Source organism: Flavobacterium sp. W21_SRS_FM3 (genome assembly GCF_052113625.1).
GTDB lineage: Bacteria > Bacteroidota > Bacteroidia > Flavobacteriales > Flavobacteriaceae > Flavobacterium.
Genome location: NZ_JBGQOD010000009.1, coordinates 53869 through 75658, shown reverse-complemented (window position 1 = coordinate 75658; position 21790 = coordinate 53869). Strand labels below are relative to the sequence as shown.

Sequence of the window (21790 nt, the reverse complement as noted above, 5' to 3'; positions counted from 1 at the left end):
AGTTTTGGGACTTTTAAAAATTACCATACAGCTTAAACGCTTTGGTATGCTTAAATAAATTACGATTCTCTTTTTGAGATTTCGTCTCTAATTTTAGCTGCTTTTTCATAGTCTTCATGGGCTACCGCTTGTGCAAGTAATTCATTTAATTCTTCTAGACTATGTTTAATATACGCTCTGCCCGATTGATTGGTTTCTTCTTCAGTACCAAAGGTTTCTGGATTCGAAAGGATGTCATCAATTTCTTGTGAATCCTTATCGGTTTCTTGAGGGTTTGCTTTAAGATAGATACCCGCTTTATCTAAGATATTTTTGTAAGTAAAAATTGGCGCGTTAAAACGAAGCGCTAGAGCGATAGCATCAGATGTTCTTGCATCGATTATTTCTTCGATTTTATCTCTTTCACAAATAATGCTAGAGTAAAAAACACCATCAACTAATTTGTGTATGATGACCTGTTTTACAACAATGTCAAAACGCTCAGCAAAATTTTTAAACAAATCATGGGTCAATGGACGCGGCGGTTTGATTTCTTTTTCAAGTGCTATAGCAATTGATTGTGCTTCAAATGCACCTATGACGATAGGTAATTTTCGTTCACCGTCAACTTCATTTAAAATTAAAGCATACGCTCCATTTTGGGTTTGACTATAAGAGATTCCTTTTATTGACAATTTAACTAAGCTCATAATTGCTGTACTGTAAGGCACTTTGTGCCTAATTTAGAGATTTTGAATTCTGTTATTAAATTTGGGTGCAATTTTAATAAAAAAATAGGAGACAAAAAAAGCTGCCTAAAACAAAGATACGATTATCTATATTTAGGCAGCTAAAATATTTAAATAATAATTAAATTATGCTTGTTGAGATTTGAATGCTTTTAATTTTTCAATTAATTGCGGTACGATTTCGAAAGCATCACCTACGACACCGTAATCAGCTACTTTAAAGAAAGGAGCTTCAGGGTCAGTATTAATTACCACTTTGACTTTTGAAGAGTTGATTCCTGCAATATGCTGAATAGCTCCTGAGATTCCAATAGCGATATAAAGGTTAGTTGCAACAGGTTTTCCTGTTTGTCCCACGTGCTCACTATGAGGTCTCCATCCTAAATCAGATACTGGTTTTGAACATGCTGTCGCTGCACCAAGTACAGAAGCTAATTCTTCAACCATGCCCCAATTTTCTGGTCCTTTTAATCCACGACCTGCAGATACCACAATATCAGCATCAGCAATAGAAACTTTTCCTGATACTTTTTCTACTGAATCAACTTTTACACCAAAATCATTGTCTCCAATTGTTGGGTTAAAGTCTTCTTCTGTAAGTGTAGATGCATTTTCAAAAACACCGTAAGAGTTTTTAGCAAGACCTAAAACTTTTACATCAGTAGTGATTTCTGTAATGTTAAAGGCTTTATTTGAAAACGCATTTCTTTTCACTTGAAATGGCGCTGTGCTAACTGGAAGTCCCACAACGTTTGAAGCATAACCTGCATTTAATGCTACAGCAACAAGTGATGATAAGTAAATACTATCTGTGGTAGAAGATAGCACAACTACTTTAGTGTTTTCTTTTTCAGCAGCCTGTTTGATTACATCAGCATATGCTTTTGCTGTAAAGCCACTTAATTTGTCATTGGTTACTTTTAATACTTTGTCTACTCCGTATTTTGCTAATTCTGAAACATCTCCAGCGTTAACTGTTACTGCTGTTACTGTTGTCCCCAAAGTTTCAGCTACTTTTTTTGCATAAGAAGCTAATTCAAAAGCTACTTTTTTGAATTTTCCTTCTGCTGATTCTGCATATATTAATATTGACATGATTTTTTTGTTTAAAAGTTTAAAGTGTGCGGTTTAAAGTATTTGAAACTGAAACTAAAAACTGAATTAAATTGATTTTTTAAACTGAATACTAAAAACTAAATTACCTTAGCTTCGTTGTGTAATAGGTTAATTAACTCATCTAAGTTATCTGCTGATACTAATTTCACCGCTGATTTTGGAGCTGGTTTCTCAAACTTCACCGCTCTAGTAGCCGCTGTTGCGTCAACTGGTTCAACTACGGCTAATGCCTTAGTTCTTGCAGTCATAATTCCTCTCATATTAGGAATACGCAAATCTTTTTCTTCAACCAAGCCTTTTTGACCCCCAATAATTAAAGGTAAAGTTGTAGAAACGGTTTCTTTTCCACCATCAATTTCACGAACCGCCTTTACATTTGTTCCATCAACCGTTAGGCTAGTACAAGAATTTAAGAAATTATATCCTAATATTCCTGCCATCATTCCAGGTACCATTCCACCATTGTAGTCTAATGATTCTTTACCTGCAATTACAATATCGTAACCTCCAGTTTTAATAACTTCAGCTAATTGTTTTGCTACAAAAAATCCATCAGTAGGATTTGCGTTAACACGAATGGCTTCATTCGCACCAATTGCTAATGCTTTTCTAAGTGTAGGCTCTGTTTCAGGACCTCCAACATTTACTACAGTAACTGTAGCGCCTTGTTGTTCTTGAAACCAGATTGCTCTAGTAAGTCCAAATTCATCATTTGGATTGATTACATATTGAACTCCGTTAGTATCAAATTCTGAGTCGCCATTAACGAAGTTTATCTTCGAAGTAGTATCAGGAACGTGGCTGATGCAAACTAATATTTTCATGGTTATATTTTTTTATTTTCTTAATTTCTTTTACAAATTTAAAATAATAAATTGAATAATATACTATGCGCGCATAATATTTTTACGAAGCTATTACGATTTCGTAGCCCAGATAGCAGCCCCATCCTTCCTGTGGCTGCTTTAGCCACAGGAAGATATAGCATATAGCTGGAAAGAGCTCCTGATTATTTTAAAGTAATTTATGCATAAAAGTGATTTAAAATATTTATTTTTGCTTTTCGAAAATTAGACATATACAATACAAATATGAGAACGATACAATTTAGAGAGGCCATTTGCGAAGCGATGAGTGAAGAAATGCGTCATGATGAGTCCATTTATTTAATGGGTGAAGAAGTTGCTGAATACAATGGTGCTTATAAAGCATCAAAAGGAATGCTTGATGAATTTGGAGCAAAAAGAGTTATTGATACTCCTATTGCAGAGTTAGGTTTTACTGGAATTGCAGTGGGTTCAGCAATGAATGGTTGTCGTCCTATTGTAGAATACATGACATTCAATTTTTGTTTAGTGGGTATTGATCAAATTATCAATAACGCTGCTAAAATGCGTCAAATGTCAGGTGGTCAATTTAATGTACCTATTGTTTTTCGTGGCCCAACAGCTTCGGCAGGACAATTAGGAGCAACACACTCTCAAGCATTAGAAAACTGGTTTGCTAATACTCCAGGTTTAAAAGTGGTAGTTCCATCTACAGTTTATGATGCTAAAGGTTTATTAAAAGCAGCTATTCGAGATAATGATCCTGTAATTTTTATGGAGTCTGAGCAAATGTATGGTGATAAAGGTGAGGTTCCTGAAGGAGAATATACTATTCCTCTAGGTGTAGCTGATATCAAACGTGAAGGTACAGACGTAACTATCGTATCTTTTGGTAAAATTATTAAAGAAGCTCATATTGCTGCTGAAGAATTAGCAAAAGAAGGAATTTCTTGTGAAATTGTAGATTTAAGAACAGTACGTCCTTTAGATTATGATACAATCTTGAAATCAGTTAAGAAAACAAATCGTTTAGTGGTTCTTGAAGAGGCTTGGCCTTTTGCAAGTGTTGCCTCTGAAATTACTTATATTGTTCAAGAACGCGCTTTTGATTTTCTTGATGCGCCTATTCAAAGAATTACTACTGCTGATACACCAGCGCCATATTCTCCAGTACTATTGAAGGAGTGGTTGCCAAATGCTGATGATGTGATTAAAGCGGTTAAAAAAGTAATGTATAAATAATACATATTCCAATACTATTAAAGCTTCATCATACGTTAGTGTGATGAAGTTTTTTTTTTAAAGTAGAATTATGAAAAAGAGTGTTTTTTTTATTGTGTTTTTATTATTGCTTGTGACAAACGGGCTAATGGCACAAACAAAAGTCAGCGGAATTATCGTTGATAAACAAAGGCAGGCTGTTCCTTATGCTAATGTTGCTTTTAAAGGTTCAAATCAGGGTACGGTAGCTAATGAAGATGGGAAATTTTACTTAGAGTCAGACAATTCATATACTGTTTTGGTTGCGACATCAGTCGGTTTTTCTGATAGTGAAATTACATTGGAGAAAGCCGTTAACTATAATATGGTTGTCGTATTAAAAGATATGGAAAGTTTAAATGAAGTAGTCATTTTTACTGGGAAAACATCTAAGAAAAATAATCCCGCTCTTGATATTCTTAGAAAGATATGGGAGAGAAAACGTAAAAACGGACTCTATCAATTTGATCAGTATCAAATGGAGAAGTACGAGAAAGTAGAATTTGACATGAACACGATAGACAGTGCTTTTATGCAAAACAAACTTTTCAAGGGCATGGAGTTTATTTTCAAACATGTAGATACTTCTAAAGTTACTGGAAAGACATATTTGCCTATTTTTATCAACGAGACGCTATCAGATGTTTATGGGAATAACAAATTGAAAAAAGTAAAAGAAAAATTAAAAGCCAATAAAAATTCAGGTTTTAGTAATAATCAACAGATTTTGTCTTTTGTAAAAGACTTGTACTCTGATTATGATATTTACAATAATCATTTAACATTTTTTGATAAAAGTTTTACCAGTCCGTTGTCTAAAACGGGTATTGATGTCTACAACTATGTGCTAAGAGACAGTTCTTATATCAATAATAAGTGGTGTTATAATATCGTTTTTTATCCAAGACGAAAAAACGAACTGACCTTTAAGGGGGATTTTTGGGTAAACGACACTACGTATGCCATTAAAAAAATTAATATGGCAGTGACTAAAAGTGCTAATATTAACTGGGTAAAAGACATTTACATCGAGCAGGAATTTGAAGTAGAGAATGATTCGGTTTTCTTACTGACACGAGATTATATGATGTCTGATTTTGCTTTGAATAAAAAAGATGAATCAAAAGGTGTTTATGGAAAAAGAACAACGCTCTATCAAAATCATAAATTTAATATAGAGAAACCGGTCGCGTTTTATAAAGATGAGGTGAACTATATTGATAATGAGGTCTACAATAAATCAGATGAATACTGGGATGACAACCGCTTTGAAAATCTTAACAAAGATGAAAAAGGCGTGTATAAAATGCTGGACACCTTACAAACAGTCAAGAAATTTCAGAATTTGTATAATCTTGTATCTATTTTAGGAAGTGGCTACATACAGTCGGGGAACTTTGACTACGGACCAATATTTTCTACATTTGGTTATAATGAGGTCGAAGGAATACGACTAAGAGTAGGAGGGAGAACCTATTTTGGACCTAATGACACTTGGCGATTACAAGGATATACTGCATATGGATTTGACGATGATAAATTTAAGTTTGGACTGTCTGGAAAGTGGATGGTCGATAAGAAAAAACGAATCATAATCTCTGGAGGAAATAGACGAGATATAGAACAAATTGGTGCGAGTCTAACTACTACTAATGATGTTTTAGGAAGAAGTTTTGCTTCGTCCTCATTATTTTCTTCTGGAAGTAATGGTAAATTGACAAACATCAATTTAACAAATGTTGGTGTAGAAATTGAACCTATTAAGAACTTAACTTTTCAAACTGGTTTTTCTTACCGTACTTTAGAGTCGGCATCAGATTCTTTTAGTTTGGATTACTACACAAACGCATCACAAACCGCTATAGAAAGCAAGGTCAATCAATCTGAGGTGAATTTCCAAGTTGAATATACGCCCAATAGGAAAACAATTGGCTACGGAGTAGAACGCAGTGATGTTGATAGTCCTTTTAGTCGTTTTTACGTGAATTACAGTCATGGTTTTAAAGGCTTGCTAAATAGCGATTTTAAATATGAAAAGATCCAGTTGTACTACAAGCAACCTATTATTATTGGACCTCTCGGACGCTCTAATGTAATTGTCGAAGTGGGGAAGACTTTTGGAACAATTCCGTTAGGTTTAATGAGTGTCATTCCAGGAAATCAGACTTATTTCACCATCGAAAATACCTTTACTAATTTAAATTTCTATGAGTTTGTTACTGATCAGTACGCAACCTTACAATGGAGTCACAACTTTAGCGGAAGACTTTTTGCTAGAATTCCATTTATGAGAAAATTGAATTGGAGAGAAATCATTGGTGCTAAAGCCGTTTATGGAACCATATCAGATGCTAACAGAGCCATTAATGCTTCTGGATTAACGTATACCGCGCCCGAAGAGGTGTACTGGGAGTACAGTGCAGGTATAGGTAACATCTTCAAGGTGTTTAGAATTGATTTCACCTGGAGAGCGAATTATTTAAACACACCAGATACACAACGTTTTTCTGTAAAAGGCTCGTTTGGTTTTTATTTTTAGTAGCTATATCCAGCTATACGTTGCAATCTTTTCTTTTTTAAAGAAAAAAAGAAAAGGATTTTCACTGCTATCTGGGCTAAAAAGAATGCTGTGCAAACCCTTTAATAATATGGTTTATGGATAATAAGTTATTGTTGATTGAAAGTGCTTTAGTACTTTCTTGTTACTAAATAGTGAAGCTTTTGTATTCTTGCGTTTTAAGATAGATTATTCTTGTAATAAATAGCTTTTTAAACTACTTTTGCAACCGCATAAAATGAATTTAAGATAATAAAAAATAAAAATGACTGCAGATAAAATAAACACTTTCGATGTGTTAATCGAAATTCCAAGAGGAAGTAGAAACAAATACGAGTACGATTTTGAAATCAAAAGAATGCGTTTTGATAGAATGTTATTTTCTTCAATGATGTACCCAGCTGATTATGGATTTATTCCAGAAACATTAGCTTTAGATGGAGATCCATTAGATGTATTGGTTTTAGTAAATGAACCTACTTTTCCTGGATGTGTAATGGAAGTGAAGCCTATTGGAGTTTTCCATATGGCAGATGATAAAGGACCAGATGAGAAAGTAATTTGTGTACCTGTATCTGATCCAATTTGGAATTCATTAAATGACTTGTCAGATATGAATCCGCATTTATTAAAAGAGATTGAGCACTTTTTTCAAGTGTATAAAGATTTAGAAAATAAAACAGTTGATGTTGGTGGATGGGGAGATGTAAATGAAGCGTATGACATTATTAAAAAATGTACAGAGCGTTTTGATGCAATCGAAAACAAACCAGAAGGATTATTTAGTATTAGATAATTTAAACATCTCATTTTTGTAAAAAAAGCAATATTCTACTAAGAGTATTGCTTTTTTTGTTAAATTCGTTTGGTATACTATTGATTATTAACCAAAACCAAAACAAATTTATGAATGCAATTATGATTTATTTGCCAATTGCTATGGCAATTGTTGGTCTTCTTTTTATGTCGATTAAAAGAGCTTGGGTATTAAAACAGGATGCCGGAGACGGTAAAATGAAAGAGATTTCAGATTATATCTACGAAGGTGCTTTGGCCTTTCTCCAAGCAGAATATAGATTACTTACCTTTTTTGTGGTGGGAGCAAGTATCGCATTAACTGCGGTTTCTTATTTTGTACCTACCACGCATATTTTAATTGTGGTTGCCTTCGTTTTTGGTGCCTTTTTCTCAGCACTTGCGGGGAACATGGGAATGAAGATTGCCACTAAAACCAATGTGAGAACCACACAAGCAGCCCGTACAAGTTTGCCACAAGCCTTAAAGGTTTCTTTTGGTGGTGGTACTGTGATGGGACTAGGAGTAGCTGGCTTAGCTGTATTGGGATTAACCTCCTTTTTTATATTCTTTTTTCATTTTTTTATGAATGGTACATGGACTTCAACTGAAGACATGACTATCGTTTTGGAAACTTTAGCGGGATTCTCTCTTGGAGCAGAGTCCATTGCCTTGTTTGCACGTGTGGGAGGTGGTATTTATACTAAAGCCGCTGATGTAGGTGCTGATTTAGTAGGAAAAGTTGAAGCGGGTATTCCAGAGGATGATCCTCGTAATCCAGCAACGATAGCGGACAATGTAGGAGACAATGTAGGTGATGTTGCCGGTATGGGTGCTGATTTATTTGGTTCGTATATCGCTACCGTTTTAGCAGCAATGGTGTTAGGGAATTATGTGATTAAAGATATGGGTGGCAGTATTCAAGATGCTTTTGGCGGAATTGGTCCTATATTATTGCCAATGGCAATTGCTGGTTTCGGAATTTTATTTTCCATACTGGGAACCATGTTAGTAAAGATATCAGATAATAATGCTAAAGAGGCACAAGTGCAAAAAGCACTGAATATTGGAAACTGGGTTTCTATTGGTTTAACAGCAATTGCTTGTTATTTCTTAGTGCAGTACATGTTGCCTGTAACCATGAAAATGGAGTTCTTTGGTGAAGGAATACAAGATATTTCGTCAATGCGTGTTTTTTATGCTACTATAGTCGGTTTAGTGGTAGGTGCTGTCATTTCATCGGTAACTGAGTATTACACAGGATTAGGAACAAAACCAGTTATGGCAATTGTTCAAAAATCGAGTACAGGAGCAGGAACAAACGTAATTGCAGGATTAGCAACGGGTATGATTTCCACATTCCCAACTGTGTTGTTGTTTGCTGCTGCAATCTGGACATCCTATGCTTTTGCAGGATTCTATGGTGTCGCTTTAGCAGCTTCAGCAATGATGGCGACAACGGCAATGCAACTTGCCATTGATGCTTTCGGACCTATTTCCGATAATGCAGGAGGTATTGCTGAAATGAGTGAATTACCAAAAGAAGTACGTACACGTACTGATATATTAGATTCTGTAGGAAATACAACGGCTGCAACTGGGAAAGGTTTTGCAATTGCGTCAGCAGCATTAACGTCATTAGCTTTATTTGCAGCTTATGTAACCTTTACAGGAATAGATGGTATAAATATATTTAAAGCACCTGTTTTAGCCATGTTGTTTGTTGGTGGAATGATACCGGTGGTTTTCTCTGCTTTAGCAATGAACTCTGTTGGAAAAGCAGCCATGGATATGGTTTATGAAGTTCGCCGCCAGTTCAAGGAAATTCCTGGAATTATGGAAGGTACAGGCAAACCAGAATATGCTAAATGTGTGGATATTTCGACAAAAGCAGCGCTGCGTGAAATGATGCTACCGGGAATATTAACTATAGGTTTTCCTATCGCGATTGTTTTGTTAGGAAAGTTAGTTTATGCAGATAATAACCAGCTTATTGCAGAGATGTTAGGAGGGTACATGGCTGGAGTAACCGTTTCGGGTGTACTTTGGGCGGTATTTCAAAACAACGCTGGAGGCGCTTGGGATAACGCTAAAAAATCTTTTGAAGCAGGAGTATTGATTAACGGAGAATTGACCTACAAAGGTTCTGATGCCCATAAGGCAGCTGTAACCGGCGATACCGTTGGCGATCCTTTTAAAGATACTTCAGGCCCATCGATGAATATTTTGATTAAATTGACTTGTCTAATAGGTTTAGTAATGGCTCCTATATTAGGCAGCGGAAGTCATACGCTGACTAATACTAAAGCTAGCTGCTGTATGACTACAGGAGCGTGTACATCAATGTCAAAAGAAGAATGTCTAGCGAAAGGCTGTACTAATGCTGCTTGTGAACACATGATGCACAATCAAAATAGAATGCATGGTCAAAACAGCATGCATAACGAAACTTCTAAAGAAGTAACCATTGAAAAAACGAATGTCAATGGAACTGTGGTGGGAACCATAACGACAACTGTAAACGGAAAGGTAGAAACTCAAGTATTTGAAGGTACGGATGCTGAAGTTCAAGCCAAAATTGATGCAGCGAAGTAGCGCTCTCAATTACATTAGAATTATGTATAAAAAAAGTCCCGCATTTGCGGGGCTTTTTATTTGTATCTTATAAAAGGATGCAGTTTATAGTATTGGTGTATAACTGTAAATAAATTAAAACAAGCCGTTTAGTTCGGCATCAATTCGATTAAAAATAGTTCCTAGATCTTCTGGATTATCTACAAAATTGATATTGTCTACGTCAATAATTAACAATTTTCCTCGATCGTAAGTATGAATCCAAGCTTCATAACGTTCGTTCAAACGACTCAGATAATCAATTGAGATGGAGTTTTCATACTCACGTCCTCGTTTGTGAATTTGCCCTACAAGATTGGGTATTGAACTTCTTAAATAGATCAACAAGTCTGGTGCCTTTACCGTAGATTCCATTAATTCAAAAAGGGAAGAGTAATTTTGAAAATCTCTATTAGTCATTAACCCCATTGAATATAGGTTAGGAGCAAAGATATGTGCGTCTTCATAAATAGTTCTATCCTGTATGATTTTCTTTCCGCTTTCGCGAATTTGCATCACTTGTCGAAAACGACTATTTAAGAAATATATTTGTAAATTGAAGGACCAACGTTCCATTTGGTGGTAAAAATCATCGAGGTAAGGATTGTCAACTACGTCTTCAAAATGGGGTTCCCATTTGAATTGTTTAGCTAGTAAACGAGTTAAAGTTGTTTTTCCAGATCCTATATTTCCTGCTACTGCTATGTGCATTACGGTATTGTGATTTTATAATTGATAATTCCTTCCGATGTAAAAATAGCTAAAATTTGGTCTTTGTAATAGAAATTTTCAAAGGTTTTTTCTAAAATTTCAATTTGATATTTTTCGTTTTTAATCATGTTAACTAAATATAAATTTCCGTTTTTAGTGTAGATAATTTCCTCTTCATTTATAATTTTAACTAAGTCATAATCAGGTATTTTTCCTAGAGTCCTTATTTTGCCAAAGATGTCACAACTATAGTAGTTGTTTTTATTGTCTATCCAAAAGAAATAATTGAAGCTAGAATGAGTCTCTTTGATTGTTTCTATAAGAGGATTGGAGATAGGTTTATAAGTATTTTTTAAATAATCATAAAGCCCTAATTTTTGATCAAGACTATTATAGATCCACAATTGATTGTTGAGAGACAAACCAACAGCTGTTGCCGTAATTGGATTACTGTTCTCTAACAGATTAATGTTTTGCACTTCATTTAGCTGATTGTCTAATAAGATTATACTGTTAAAATTTTCGTAGAAAAGTACAATCTTGAGGGGGTTTTCGATAGTAACATCCGTTAAATTACCAAGGGAGATATTTTTATATTCAAAGGTTTGCTTATCGTTTGTTTTAAAAAGTACATTGTCCTTAATGAAATAGAAGAATCCAAATACGTCAAATCCTATATTATTTTCAAATCGCGAAGGGATAGAATTTATTTTTGAAGCTACAATAGGTTCATTTTGAGCTTTCGCAAAAATGAAAGTTAATAATAAAAATAAAACATATGGCTTTTTCATAAGGATTGCAAAGTACAAAAATAATGATTAGGTCTTATTTTATGTTTTATTGCAATTATTTTAATTTCTGTTATGGTAAAATGTTGCAAACAAAAACCCCGAATGTTGCATTAGCAAAATTCGGGGTTCAGTAAGTAGGGTTAAGAATCTAATTTAGGTTCTTAATATTGGAATTACAATCCAAAAGCTGTTTTTACTTGGTCAACAAAATCTAATTTTTCCCAAGTAAACAATTCAACGGTAACTGTTTTTTCATTTCCACCAGGAGCAGAGAATGTTTTAGTTACAGTTTCTGGAGTACGTCCCATATGACCGTAAGCTGCTGTCTCACTATAAATAGGGTTTCTTAATTTTAAACGTTGCTCAATAAAGTATGGACGCATGTCAAAAATAGCTTCTACCTTTTTAGCGATTTCGCCATTCGTTAAGTTCACTTTTGATGTTCCATAAGTGTCAATGAAGATTCCCATAGGTTTGGCTACACCAATAGCATAGGAAACTTGTACTAAAATTTCATCAGCAACACCAGCTGCTACTAAGTTTTTAGCAATATGACGTGTTGCATAGGCAGCACTTCTATCTACTTTACTTGGATCTTTACCAGAGAATGCACCACCACCGTGAGCACCTTTACCACCATAAGTGTCTACAATGATTTTTCTTCCCGTTAAACCAGTATCTCCATGCGGTCCACCAATAACAAATTTACCTGTAGGATTAATGTGGTATTGAATTTTATCATTGAATAAATGTGCACTTGCTGGATTTTTAGCAATGATTCTAGGAATCAAAATGTCAACAATGTCTTTTTTAATTTTAGCAAGCATAGCTGGCTCTTCATCAAAATCGTCATGTTGAGTAGAAATAACAATCGCATCAATACGAGTTGGTTTGTTATCGTCACTGTATTCAAGTGTTACTTGAGACTTAGCGTCTGGACGTAAATAAGTTATTTCTTTATTTTCGCGTCTTAATAGGGCTAATTCTTGTAGTAATTTATGAGATAAATCAAGTGCCAATGGCATGTAATTTTCCGTTTCATTTGTAGCGTAACCAAACATCATTCCTTGGTCACCTGCTCCTTGCTCCTCTGGGCTAGAACGGTCGACACCTTGATTGATATCTGCTGATTGCTCGTGAATAGCCGAAAGAATTCCGCATGACTCTGCTTCAAACATATAGGCGCTTTTTGTGTAACCAATTTTCTTGATTACATCGCGAGCAATTTGCTGCACATCTAAGTAGGTGTTTGACTTTACCTCCCCAGCCAAAATAACTTGACCTGTAGTTACTAAAGTTTCACATGCAACTTTTGAATTAGCATCAAATGCTAAAAAATTATCAATTAATGCGTCTGATATTTGATCTGCAATTTTGTCTGGATGTCCCTCACTCACAGATTCTGACGTAAATAAATAGGCCATAATAAATAGTATTTTTAATTAATTTGAGAAAAAGGGATTGCAACAATATAGCGCTAAAGAAGAGTTTCTGCTTTAGCATTTTTTTCTACTGAAAAATTTTCAGCATCCATAATGAATTCGTTTCATTATGAAGAGGTTGCAATCAGTTCAAATTTTTCCTCTTATATTCGGGTGCAAAGGTATGAAACCATTTTGAATTGCAAATTAAACTTCGCTATTTTTTGGAATTAAAAAAATATGGAGTAAAATTTCAGTTAGTGTGGTGCTTTTATCAACAATATATCTTTAGGATTTAATCATCTACGCATAACAATAAAAATGGCTAAACTAGAGTAAATAAAAACTATTTGAAGTCGCATTTTTCATAATTGTAGGTTAATAGTTATAGTATTATAATCTCGATTTATAAGATTTTAATAAATGGTAAAAAATTGCGTTAAAATATTGATTATCATTAGGAAAGTAACTCTAAAATCCTCAAATTTGCCATATGAAAATACCAAGAATAAATTTAAATATTTATAAAAATGCCAAAACTGGTTCAGAGAGATCTGTCGGGTCGTGATCACTTTATATATACCATATAATAGTAAAAGCCTCCCATTAAAATGGAAGGCTTTTTTATTTAATATAAAATGATTTAACAAGACAGAACAATTATAAAATTTAACTCACTGGTTTTTTTCAAGTAGCAATTTACAAAAGGATATCAAGAAAAAATACAATACAAAGTACAACAATTAAAAAGTGAATATTATGGGGGCAACAAACAGAATTACCAGGGCAGTTAGTTTTTTGAGGAATTTAAAAACTAAAAAAAATATGATTAATATATCAGTAGATGATTTGATTAATCCACGATTCGGAATCAATACAACAAATGCGAATGACTTAAACAAAGTCCCTAATTCATTGCAGTTTTTGATGTATTCAAAAGAGAATGATACACTTTTTATCTAATTGATAACGTACGGTCTCTATACTGATTTTCACGCGAGTAATTTCTGAATTGTTTAGTTCAGCGATGCCTTGCGTTTTTTTGTTGTCTATTTTTTTTTAGAAGAAATCTTGATAAATAATATTTGCTTGTTAATTAAATTAATAGTTAATTTGTACCATTAAGTTCACAAACGTATTGAAATGTTATAAAGAAAGGACGAGGGAATAGACCCGATGAAGCCTTAGCAACCCTTCGATTTATCGAAGAAGGTGCTGCATTCTACCACTCCCAAAAGTGGAAAGATAACAACAAGAATTTTTCTAGTTTACAACTAGTTTTTTCTTTCTAATATTTCCAAATACAAATCAAAATCAATAAAAGATTTGACATTGGAAAATAAACCAACACATATTACATTACACAATTTCACCACACACAATGGTGCTGTCTATGCTAGCCTTAACTTAAGTTATCAAGTTTTTGGTGCTCCTTTGCATACTGCTCCCATTATTTTAATAAATCATGCCTTGACGGGAAATTCTCAAGTGATAGGAGAATCCGGTTGGTGGAATGATATTGTGGGAGTTGACAAAACAATCGATACTAGAAAATATACCATTGTAGCTTTTGATGTTCCAGGTAATGGCTTCAACTCAATTACTATCGAAAATTACCGAGATTTTATCGCAAGAGATATTGCTAGAATATTTATCGAAGGGCTTCGGTTTTTAAAGATTGATCAATTATTTGCACTCATCGGCGGATCTGTAGGTGGCGGAATTGCTTGGGAAATTTTGGCCTTAGAGCCTAAACTAGCGCAAAACTTTATTCCTATAGCTACAGATTGGAAATCGACAGACTGGTTAATTGCTAATTGCTACCTACAAGAGCAAATTCTCAATAATTCTAAAAAACCCATTGAAGATGCGCGTATTCACGCCATGTTATGCTACCGCACGCCTGAATCTTTCAAAGAAAAATTCAATAGAGACATCAACGTACAGCTAGAAACTTTTCAAGTAGAGAGTTGGTTAAACTACCACGGAGAAAAGTTAGAAAAAAGATTTCAGCTGGCGGCCTACAAGATGATGAATCAACTATTGAAAACAATTGATATTACGCGCAATCAGGAATCGCTAGAAACGATTATTTCTAGGGTAGATGCTAACATATACATTGTAGGAATCAATTCAGATTTGTTTTTTACCGCAAAGGAGAATAGAGAAACCTATAACGAAATCAAAAAATTTAAAAATAATGTATTCTATAGTGAGATTGACTCTCAACATGGCCATGACGCCTTTTTGATGGAATACGAACAATTAGACAATTTATTAGAAGTTGTTTTTAAAAATAAAAAGCAGATGAAAATAGTAAAATTTGGTGGGAAATCTTTAGCTAATGGCGGTGGTATCGCTACCGTTTTAGACATTATAGAAGATAAGGTAAAAAAAGAAGAACAATTTGCTGTCGTGGTTTCGGCAAGAGGAAAAGCTACAGATGAACTTGATGATATTTTGACCATAGCTGCTAAAAACGGTAATTACAAACCATTATTAGAAAGTTTTAAAACCTATCAAAAGGATGGTTTTGAGAATGTTGATTTTGCGGCAGAATTTGATAAATTAGATAAGCTTTTTGAAGGTGTTAGGTTGATTGGTGATTATAGTGCTAAAATCAAAGACCAGGTGCTTGCACAAGGAGAACTACTCTCGGCTAAGTTATTAGTGTTTTTGTTGAACGAAAAAAACATTCCTGCGAAATTAGCAGACACTAGAGAATTGATTATTACCGACTCCAATTTTGGTGATGCGCAACCTTTTGATGCTATTTCGAAGAAAAACGTCATCCAAGTTTTTAAAGATAATAAAAACGTTATTCTTGTACTTACCGGCTTTATTGGTTCGAATGGGAAACAAGAAACCACAACCTTGGGAAGAAACGGCAGCAATTATACAGCTTCATTGATTGCTAATTATATCAATGCCGAAGAACTACAAAATTTCACACATGTGGACGGAATCTATACTGCTAACCCGGAGTTGGTACTTGATGCTAAAAAAATAGAATCCTTGTCTTATAATGAGGCGAATGAGATGGCTAATTTTGGTGCGAATATTTTGCACGCCAAAACAATCATTCCTCTTTTAGAAAAAAACATCCCACTTCGAATCCTGAATACGTTCAATCATGAAAATAATGGGACCCTAATCACTTCTAATTCAAATGCCGCTGGAATTAAAACCTTGTCCGTCCTAGAAAATGTATCTCTAGTAAACTTAGAAGGCAGAGGATTGTTAGGGAAAACGGGTGTTGATGCGCGAATTTTTAGAGTTATGGGAGATAACGATATTAGTGTAAGCATCATTTCGCAAGGTTCTTCAGAAAGGGGAATTGGACTTGTAGTAGCTGCTGATAAAGCGACAAAAGCAATGATTCAACTCGAAAAAGAATTCGAAAATGATTTCTACTCTAAGGATGTCAATAAAATCACGGTGACTGATAATGTATCTGTAATTTCAATTATTGGTCAGGATTTAAGCACTTTTCATAAGCCATATACGGCTTTAATAAAAAATAAAATTGTTCCCATCCTTTTCAATAATACGGTGACAGGTAAAAATGTGAGTTTAGTGGTTAAGAAATCAGAACTTAACAAAGCACTGAATGTAATTCACGGGGAAATTTTTGGAGTAGCTAAGAAAATCAATATTGCCATTTTTGGTCATGGATTAGTGGGTGGAACCTTAATTAATCAGATTTTAGAATCGGCGAAGGCCATTGAGAAAAGGAAAGACATCAAATTGAATGTGTTTGCTATTGCCAATTCTAAACGAGTGCTTCTAAATAAAAATGGAGTTTCGGCTAACTGGAAAAACGAAATTCAAGCTAACGAAGCGCCTTATACAATTGCTGATGTTATTGCTTATGCAAATGAGCATCATCTAGAGAATTTAATTGCCATTGACAATACGGCTAGTGCCACTTTTGTAGAAAACTACATTCCGCTTGCCGAAAATAGTTTTGATTTGATCTCGTCCAATAAAGTGGCGAATACTTTAAGTTATGGTTTCTATAAAGAATTGCGAAAAGTACTGGCTGATAATCAAAAGAATTACTTGTATGAAACTAATGTAGGTGCAGGATTGCCACTCATTGATACCATAAAATTGTTGCATCTTTCAGGAGAAAATATCACTAAAATCAAAGGTGTTTTCTCTGGTACTTTGAGCTACTTATTCAATAATTTTTCTGCCAAGGATGTTCCTTTTAGTGAAATTTTGAAAGAAGCAATTGACAGCGGATTCACGGAGCCTGACCCAAGAGAAGATTTAGGTGGAAATGATGTAGGAAGAAAATTATTGATCCTGGCTAGAGAATTAGACTTACAAAATGAATTTGAAGAAATTGACATTCAAAATTTAATTCCAGAACATTTACGTGAAGGAAGCGCCGCTGATTTCTTGACTAAATTAAAAGAATTTGATCCTATTTATGATAAAATCAAAACAGATCAAAAACCAAATCATGTGCTGCGTTATATTGGGGAACTGTCTGGTGATTTACAAAATGATAAAGGAATTTTGGAAGTGAAATTAGTTTCCGTACCTTCGGATACCGCTTTGGGAGGATTGAAAGGATCTGATTCTTTCTTCGAAATCTATACCGAATCATACGGAGATCGACCAATTGTTATTCAAGGAGCTGGAGCTGGATCAGCAGTTACTGCCAGAGGTGTTTTTGGAGATATATTAAGATTGTCCGATAAAGGTTAGAAGCCCCCTAGCCCCCGAAGGGGGGAATTTACAAGATGGTGAAATTTAATAAAATCCGCGTTTAAAATCCGTATTTTGCGATAGCAACACCGTTTTATCCACGTTCAAATAATAAAACAAACATGAAAATCACATTAAATAGAGTAAACGACAATTTCCATTTCGAATTAAAAAACGAACGTGGACATATTGTGAATGTAGATAGCCGTCCAGAATTTGGTGGCGATGATCAAGGACCAAGTCCGATGGAATTAGTATTAATGGGAGTTGCAGGATGTAGCGCTATTGACATTATTTCAATCTTGAAAAAACAACGCCAGGAAATCACTTCTTTCAGAGCTGAGGTTGAAGGTGAAAGAGTGCAAGTAGGAGAAGCAAAGCCATTTAAAGATATCCACTTGGTTTTTTATTTAGAAGGAAACATAAAAGAAGACAAAGCCGCAAAAGCAGCGCAGTTGTCTTTTGATAAATACTGTTCGGTTTCTAAAACATTAGAACCTACAGCAACAATACATTACAAAGTGGTTCTCAATGATGTTGAATTAGCTACAATTTAAAAATAAAAATTATTGGTTTAAGGGAATGAGCTTAGGATTTATAAATTGCAACAACTTGAAACCTTAAACTTTAAACAAAATAAGATGAACGAACAAGAATACGGTTTCGAAACCCAAGCCATACGCAACCAATTAGAAAGAACACAATTCTTAGAACATTCGGTTCCTTTGTACTTAACGTCAAGTTTTGTATTTGAAGATGCCGAAGATATGCGGGCTTCCTTTGCAGAAGAGAAAGATAGAAATATTTATAGCCGATATAGCAATCCAAATACCAACGAATTTATAAACAAAGTTTGTAAAATGGAAGGTGCTGAAGCTGGTTTTGCCTTCGCATCTGGTATGGCAGCAGTATACTCTACTTTTGCTGCTTTGTTGCAATCAGGAGATCATATTGTTTCTTCTAGCAGTGTTTTTGGTGCAACTCACTCTTTGTTTGTTAAATATTTTCCAAAATGGAATATTGAAACAACTTATTTTGATATTAATAAGCCAGAGACAATTGAAAGCTTCATAAAGCCAAATACCAAAATTCTATTTGCTGAATCACCTACGAATCCAGCGGTTGATATTATCGATTTGGAATTACTAGGGGATATTGCCAAAAAGCATAATTTGATTTTAATTATAGACAATTGTTTTGCTACTCCTTACATTCAACAACCTATAAAATGGGGAGCACACTTGGTAGTACATTCGGCGACAAAATTAATTGACGGACAAGGAAGAGTTTTAGGAGGAGTTACCGTAGGTAACGAAGATTTGATCAAAGAAATTTATCTTTTCTCCCGACTTACAGGTCCTTCTTTATCACCATTTAATGCTTGGGTACTATCGAAAAGTTTAGAAACTTTGGCTATTCGTGTTGATAGACACTGCGAAAATGCAATGAAAGTTGCTGAGTTTTTGGAAAGTCACCCTCAAGTTAATACTGTCAAATATCCTTTCTTGAAATCACATCCACAACATGACATCGCCAAAAAACAAATGAAGTTAGGTGGTAACATTGTGGCTTTTGAAATAAAAGGAGGAATTGAAGCAGGTAGAGCATTTTTAGACAAGATACGATTGTGTTCGTTGTCACCAAATCTAGGAGATACCAGAACTATCGTTACACATCCTGCATCTACAACGCATAGTAAATTATCGGTTGAAGAGAGGTTAGCAGTTAGTATTACAGATGGTTTAGTTCGCGTTTCAGTAGGATTAGAAACCGTAAATGATGTTATTGGCGATTTAGAGCAAGCTTTATCTTAAAAAATTACGATATTTGATGTTGGATTTTAAGTATTCATTTATCTGACTCAACTATTCAATTTAAAATATGCTTTCAAAGAAAACAAAATACGGAATAAAGGCCTTGACATTTTTGGCTCGCCAAGAAGATCAAACTCCAGTTGCTATTGCTGATATTGCAAAAAGCGAAAATATTTCGATTAAGTTTTTAGAAAGTATTTTATTGCTTTTGCGTAATTCTGGTTTTTTAGGTGCAAAAAAAGGAAAAGGCGGCGGTTATTATTTGATCAAAGACCCGAAGGAAATCAATATGGCTAAGGTATACCGAATTCTAGAAGGGCCTATTGCTCTTCTGCCTTGTGCTAGTCATAACTTTTATGAAAAATGTGACGACTGTCAAGATGAGGTTTCTTGTGCTGTACGTAAACTTATGACTGAAGTGCGTGATAATACTTTAATTATATTGGAAAACAATACACTGGCAGATATCGCTTTTTAAGTATTAATATTTCATAAAAAATACCCTTTCAATGTACAAATCAGTGAAAGGGTATTTTTTATGGAATTAATGAGAGACTAAACTATATCATAAAAACGAGTTTATATCCTACGAAAAACAACATTCCTGCGATAGCATTTCGAAGGAACAGGTCCGGAACTTTTCCGCTAAGCATACTTCCTATAAAAATACCAGGTAGAGAGCCAATAAGTAATTGGCTCAGTAAGCCTAAATCTAAATTTCCCATAGTAGCATGTCCTAGCCCAGCAACAAGTGTTAATGGAACCGCATGAGCAATTTCTGTACCTACTAATCTAGGTGTCGCTAATAATGGATATAAAAAGAATAAGGTTACCGTACCCAAAGCGCCAGCACCAATTGATGTTAAAGTGACTGTTGCGCCCAGAAGAACACCTATAGCAACCGTTAGTAAGTTTTGCGTTTTGCTCTCGCTGTGAAATTTATCCCCAGAATGTTTTTGTGACAAAATTAAAAGCTTCTTTTTGAATAGTACGGCAATTGAAGTTAACAGTAATGCCCAGCCTAAACTGTATTTAATAACGGCATTGAGTGCAGTGATGTCCGTTTTTATACTGTGTAAAATCCATAGAGTTAATAATGCTGCAGGAACACTTCCTAGAGAAAGCCATCCAGTTATAGACCAGTCAATATTCTTTTTTTTGTGATGCACATAAACGCCACCCATCTTGGTAAATGCAGCATATAATAAGTCTGTACCTACCGCAGTTGTAGGCGGGATTCCAAACCATAACAAAATAGGTGTCATTAAAGATCCACCTCCTACGCCAGTCAAGCCTACTATAAAACCTACGGTTAAACCTGCAACTATTAGTCCTATTTGAAAATCCATACAAGAAATATTTTGAGCAAAAATAACAACTATTTATTTATTAACCTATAGGATAAGTAGACTAATATAAAATATAATTTAAAATTAAAGTTTTGACAAAACGAAGGGTCATATTTTAAGAATATGAAGATAGGGGCTGAGATTTTAAGTGGATTTAATAACATTGTGCTAAAATAGCGGTATAACATGCTTTTTGTGAGCGTATAAGCAATTCATTTTTTTCAATAAAAAGTATTTTTTTATTTTGTGGTTTGTAAATTAATACTACTTTTGCGTAGTAATCTACTAAATCTATAGGGTAATAGATTTTTAACAAAGAAAAATAAGAAATGAGCATAGCGACAGTTCACACTTTAATAGAAAAAACAAAAGAATTTTCAATTGAGGAGACTTTTGCTTTTTTGGCAGATCAATACGAAGATAAAGTGGTTTTTTCAACTTCTTTCGGACAAGAAGATCAGGTGATAACGGCATTGATAGCAACTAGTAATGCTACTATCAATATTTTTACTTTAGATACTGGGCGCCTGTTTCAAGAAACATACGAAGTTTTTCATAAAACATTGAAAAAGTATAATAAACATATTGAAGTATATTTTCCTGAAGCTACGGATGTTCAAAATCTTCTAAATGCAAAAGGGCCAAATAGCTTTTACCAATCTGTGGAGAATAGAAAAGAGTGTTGTTTTATCAGGAAAGTAGTACCACTGACTAAAGCTTTAAAAGGAAATGCGGTCTGGATTACTGGTTTAAGAGCGGAACAATCCGAAAATAGAAATGATTTAGACCTTTTCGAGTACGATGCAAAATTCGAAATAATCAAATTCAATCCATTATTAAAATGGACTTTGAATGAAGTTGAAGAGTATTTGGAACTAAACAATGTCCCTCAAAATACTTTACATAAAAAAGGATTTATAAGCATCGGCTGTGCGCCTTGTACCAGAGCAATCGCCGAGGGAGAAGACATCAGAGCCGGAAGATGGTGGTGGGAATCAAGTCACAAAGAATGTGGTTTACACCAGAAATAATTTCAATTAAAAGAATACATCAATCTTTCAATATTTGAATCTTTCAATTTTTGAATTA

General features: G+C 34.4%; 17 protein-coding genes and 1 riboswitch. Of the genes, 10 read left to right on the top strand and 7 right to left on the bottom strand.

Going from position 1 to position 21790, the window contains the following annotated elements; all coding sequences use genetic code 11:
- Positions 1 to 59: 59 nt before the first annotated feature.
- The 3 genes from ACEN2K_RS13055 to ACEN2K_RS13045 all read right to left on the bottom strand — a co-directional run bounded on the left by ACEN2K_RS13055 (position 60) and on the right by ACEN2K_RS13045 (position 2668).
- Positions 60 to 689 carry a bifunctional nuclease domain-containing protein gene (locus tag ACEN2K_RS13055; RefSeq protein WP_441759776.1) on the bottom strand — a complete coding sequence of 210 codons (630 nt, stop codon included), beginning with the start codon at positions 687 to 689 and terminating at the stop codon, positions 60 to 62.
- Positions 690 to 854: 165 nt separating this feature from the next.
- On the bottom strand, positions 855 to 1823 hold the full coding sequence (locus ACEN2K_RS13050; RefSeq protein ID WP_441759775.1) for an electron transfer flavoprotein subunit alpha/FixB family protein: 969 nt from the start codon (positions 1821 to 1823) through the stop codon (positions 855 to 857).
- A gap of 98 nt (positions 1824 to 1921) precedes the next feature.
- Positions 1922 to 2668 carry an electron transfer flavoprotein subunit beta/FixA family protein gene (locus tag ACEN2K_RS13045; RefSeq protein ID WP_441759774.1) on the bottom strand — a complete coding sequence of 249 codons (747 nt, stop codon included), beginning with the start codon at positions 2666 to 2668 and terminating at the stop codon, positions 1922 to 1924.
- A gap of 267 nt (positions 2669 to 2935) precedes the next feature.
- On the opposite strand from ACEN2K_RS13045, the gene ACEN2K_RS13040 reads away from it, so the two are divergent.
- The 4 genes from ACEN2K_RS13040 (at position 2936) to ACEN2K_RS13025 (ending at position 9878) form a co-directional block, all read left to right on the top strand.
- Entirely contained in the window at positions 2936 to 3913 is a 978-nt protein-coding gene (locus tag ACEN2K_RS13040; RefSeq protein WP_441759773.1) for a pyruvate dehydrogenase complex E1 component subunit beta, read from the top strand.
- Positions 3914 to 3983: 70 nt separating this feature from the next.
- Entirely contained in the window at positions 3984 to 6470 is a 2487-nt protein-coding gene (locus tag ACEN2K_RS13035; RefSeq protein ID WP_441759772.1) for a DUF5686 family protein, read from the top strand.
- A 283-nt stretch (positions 6471 to 6753) separates the two neighbouring features.
- Positions 6754 to 7284 carry an inorganic diphosphatase gene (locus ACEN2K_RS13030; RefSeq protein WP_441759771.1) on the top strand — a complete coding sequence of 177 codons (531 nt, stop codon included), beginning with the start codon at positions 6754 to 6756 and terminating at the stop codon, positions 7282 to 7284.
- Positions 7285 to 7394: 110 nt separating this feature from the next.
- Positions 7395 to 9878: a sodium-translocating pyrophosphatase gene (locus tag ACEN2K_RS13025; protein WP_441759770.1), complete on the top strand. Its 2484-nt coding sequence runs from the start codon at positions 7395 to 7397 to the stop codon at positions 9876 to 9878.
- Between the two features lie 114 nt (positions 9879 to 9992).
- Here ACEN2K_RS13025 and ACEN2K_RS13020 read toward each other — a convergent pair whose 3' ends face one another.
- From ACEN2K_RS13020 to metK, 3 genes are all read right to left on the bottom strand, one after another.
- A complete protein-coding gene (locus ACEN2K_RS13020) occupies positions 9993 to 10607 on the bottom strand; it encodes a deoxynucleoside kinase (protein ID WP_441759769.1) in 615 nt (204 codons plus the stop codon).
- Complete coding sequence (locus ACEN2K_RS13015; RefSeq protein WP_441759768.1) at positions 10607 to 11398, bottom strand: hypothetical protein; 792 nt, start codon at positions 11396 to 11398, stop codon at positions 10607 to 10609. The genes ACEN2K_RS13020 and ACEN2K_RS13015 overlap by 1 nt, the downstream gene beginning before the upstream one ends.
- Positions 11399 to 11571: 173 nt before the next feature.
- Complete coding sequence (gene metK, locus ACEN2K_RS13010) at positions 11572 to 12822, bottom strand: methionine adenosyltransferase (protein ID WP_441759767.1); 1251 nt, start codon at positions 12820 to 12822, stop codon at positions 11572 to 11574.
- Between the two features lie 822 nt (positions 12823 to 13644).
- Here metK and ACEN2K_RS13005 point away from each other — a divergent pair.
- The 5 genes from ACEN2K_RS13005 (at position 13645) to ACEN2K_RS12985 (ending at position 19830) form a co-directional block, all read left to right on the top strand.
- On the top strand, positions 13645 to 13782 hold the full coding sequence (locus ACEN2K_RS13005) for a hypothetical protein (RefSeq protein ID WP_441759766.1): 138 nt from the start codon (positions 13645 to 13647) through the stop codon (positions 13780 to 13782).
- A 180-nt stretch (positions 13783 to 13962) separates the two neighbouring features.
- A riboswitch (SAM riboswitch) is annotated at positions 13963 to 14071 on the top strand.
- An 80-nt stretch (positions 14072 to 14151) separates the two neighbouring features.
- Positions 14152 to 17538 (top strand): bifunctional aspartate kinase/homoserine dehydrogenase I, encoded by a 3387-nt coding sequence (gene thrA, locus ACEN2K_RS13000; protein WP_441759765.1) that lies wholly within the window; start codon positions 14152 to 14154, stop codon positions 17536 to 17538.
- A gap of 122 nt (positions 17539 to 17660) precedes the next feature.
- Positions 17661 to 18095 carry an OsmC family protein gene (locus ACEN2K_RS12995; RefSeq protein WP_441759764.1) on the top strand — a complete coding sequence of 145 codons (435 nt, stop codon included), beginning with the start codon at positions 17661 to 17663 and terminating at the stop codon, positions 18093 to 18095.
- Positions 18096 to 18179: 84 nt separating this feature from the next.
- A complete protein-coding gene (locus ACEN2K_RS12990) occupies positions 18180 to 19352 on the top strand; it encodes a trans-sulfuration enzyme family protein (RefSeq protein ID WP_441759763.1) in 1173 nt (390 codons plus the stop codon).
- Positions 19353 to 19419: 67 nt separating this feature from the next.
- Positions 19420 to 19830 (top strand): RrF2 family transcriptional regulator, encoded by a 411-nt coding sequence (locus ACEN2K_RS12985; protein WP_441759762.1) that lies wholly within the window; start codon positions 19420 to 19422, stop codon positions 19828 to 19830.
- Between the two features lie 82 nt (positions 19831 to 19912).
- Here ACEN2K_RS12985 and ACEN2K_RS12980 read toward each other — a convergent pair whose 3' ends face one another.
- The gene (locus ACEN2K_RS12980) at positions 19913 to 20701 is read right to left on the bottom strand and encodes a sulfite exporter TauE/SafE family protein (protein WP_441759761.1); all 789 of its coding nucleotides are present in this window, start codon (positions 20699 to 20701) and stop codon (positions 19913 to 19915) included.
- A gap of 329 nt (positions 20702 to 21030) precedes the next feature.
- Between ACEN2K_RS12980 and ACEN2K_RS12975 the strand changes: the two genes are divergently transcribed.
- Positions 21031 to 21732, top strand: a complete 702-nt coding sequence (locus tag ACEN2K_RS12975) for a phosphoadenylyl-sulfate reductase (protein ID WP_441759760.1) — start codon at positions 21031 to 21033, stop codon at positions 21730 to 21732.
- The last annotated feature ends 58 nt before the right edge of the window (positions 21733 to 21790 follow it).